Below are 2331 nucleotides of genomic sequence, written 5' to 3' on the forward strand. Positions count from 1 at the left end.
CAAATATAATAACAATAAACCAGTTTCAGGAAATACAAAATTTGTATTAATACTCATTTGAAAAACACTAGCTATTGCTATAGCAGTAAATGGAGTAGCATACATTGATATGATTCCACCATCAATTAAAGGAACATACACACTAGTGGTTATGACTGGTGAAACATCAATCTATGAAAAAGCAACAACAACCACGACACTGAAAATTTAAATAAATAAGAATATTGAAATAAATTCATTATTCTTCTTCTTTTTTTTATGTGAAACATGAGTTAAAATGAATGTATACATATTTGAGTGTGATTATTATTGAGTTTAATTTAGATGAAAAAACATCTACATGAGAACTATTATGTTTTAGCCAATTATATACTTGATATGAATTAATCTACTATTAATTAGAACCTGAGTAAGTTGAAGCATGCACAATTTTACCATTATACTACTTTTAAAAATTATATTATGAACATAGCGTTTCTACAAATCCCATATAATAATAAAAGAGTTAAAACATTATTCAATACCCAATTCATTAAATAAATTTTTTTCACTAATAATTTTAATTTTAGCACCTTTATCTATTATTTGTTGTGCTTTAACAATTTTTCCACCAATATTACCATACTTCCATGCAGGACTTCCATAATCTCCAACAAACAAATAATCCAACTTGTATGATACACAATTTTTCTTAATAAGACCTCTTTTTTCAAGAATTGATACTATTTTAGCCTTATTTCCATGTTTAAAATCACCTGTTAAACAATATGTTTTTCCCTCTAAATCAAGAGACTCAACTGTTGTTTTAATTGGACTTAAAAGCTCTAAAAACATCTTTGAAACGTTTATATATTCATTTTCTCCAACAGTATTCTTTTTTAGAAGAGACGTTGTTATTTCTACTATTTTATCATAAGGGTATGTTCCTTTAAGGGATTTATTTTGATCTAACCATGAATCTAAGTATTTAAGTTCTTCATGTGTTATTTTATTATCAGCTGTGATAATTTTTATAATTCCCTGTAATACTTGTGTTTTAAGTGTATTTGGTTTATATATATTGGATTGATTAACACTTTCAATAGTAGCGAGTTTTTCCTTATCTTCCCCATTAACACATCCTTTATCAACGATAGATGTTATTTTTTTTGTAATATCATCAAATAAGGGATAGTGATTATATTTCATATTTTCTTGTAGCCATGAATTTAGTAGATTTAATTGTTTTTGTGTTGATGATTGATTATATATTAAAACTTGTACCATTCCATAAAGATTATTTATGTTAGTTGATAATTTAGGATCATATGATTCTGTCTTTGGCTTGTATTTATACTGCTTTACTTGATTAGTTCCTATTGGATTATGTCTATTTATGTATTCAAATAATTCATATGCTGCTCTTGCATCTTCTATTGCATTGTGTGGATTATATATTATATGTAACTTTTTAGCTATATTTTCTAGTTTATATGATGGCAAATCCAAATTTTTTCTACTTTGTGTTAGAGTACAGCAGTAATTAAATTCTGGAACTTCTAAATCATATCTTTGAAGTGATTTAGTCAGTACTCTAAGATCATATGTTATATTATGTCCAACAATCACATTATTTGATAACCAAGAGCTTATTTCACTCCAATATTCAGGGAGTGTTGGACTTTGTTTTATCATGTGTGGTGCTATTTTTGTTATTTGAATATTAATATTATCAAATGTATCTTCAGGATTTATAAGAGAATATTTTCTTTCTACAACATTATTATTTCTAATTAACATAACACCTATTGCACATATTGAATTTTGTCTAAAATTTGGATTTTCAAGATCCATTACAACATAGTCTCTCATAACAATCACTATATTAATAAATAAAATAAGTTTTCCTAAAAAAAAGTTTTAAAAAAAAGTAAAAAAACAATGACTAAAAATCTATTTTTCATCTAGTTGTGGTATTGAAGCTTTTGTCATTTCTTTAGCTATTGCATATAGATCTTCTGCTTCTTCTTCCTTTGTATAATAAATTTTATCATTTTGTGGATTATAGTATGGATAGTTTTCTCTAACGTATACTGTTATTCCTTTGTATGTTGTTTCAACATAGTCTCCAGCTTCATCGGCCTGATAAATCTTTGAAGTATTTCCTGATGATTCATCAGAAACATTATAAACTGAAGAAGTAGTGTTTGTTGTATTATTAATATTTTTAATAATACTTGTTATCTTTGACTTCATAAAACAAACCTTCTTAAAAAAAATTATTCTATTGAATAAAATTTAATGTTCTTATAATCTAATTAAAGTATATGTAAATATCCATATATAAATTAC

Annotated in this window: 2 protein-coding genes; both read right to left on the bottom strand. The window is 25.5% G+C overall.

Features of this window, described 5'->3' with window-relative positions; genetic code table 11:
• Positions 1-513: 513 nt before the first annotated feature.
• Positions 514-1851 carry an exonuclease domain-containing protein gene (locus A9758_RS02560; RefSeq protein ID WP_011405757.1) on the bottom strand — a complete coding sequence of 446 codons (1338 nt, stop codon included), beginning with the start codon at positions 1849-1851 and terminating at the stop codon, positions 514-516.
• An 81-nt stretch (positions 1852-1932) separates the two neighbouring features.
• Entirely contained in the window at positions 1933-2235 is a 303-nt protein-coding gene (locus A9758_RS02565; RefSeq protein ID WP_011405756.1) for a hypothetical protein, read from the bottom strand.
• Positions 2236-2331 lie beyond the last annotated feature (96 nt).

The organism is Methanosphaera sp. A6 (genome assembly GCF_001729395.1).
Taxonomy (GTDB): Archaea; Methanobacteriota; Methanobacteria; order Methanobacteriales; family Methanobacteriaceae; genus Methanosphaera; species Methanosphaera stadtmanae.

What these genes read in the sequence shown, in the direction of transcription:
- A9758_RS02560 (WP_011405757.1), bottom strand. Translation starts at nt 1,851, where the DNA reads ATGAGAGACTATGTTGTAATGGATCTTGAAAATCCAAATTTTAGACAA.
- A9758_RS02565 (WP_011405756.1), bottom strand. Translation starts at nt 2,235, where the DNA reads ATGAAGTCAAAGATAACAAGTATTATTAAAAATATTAATAATACAACA.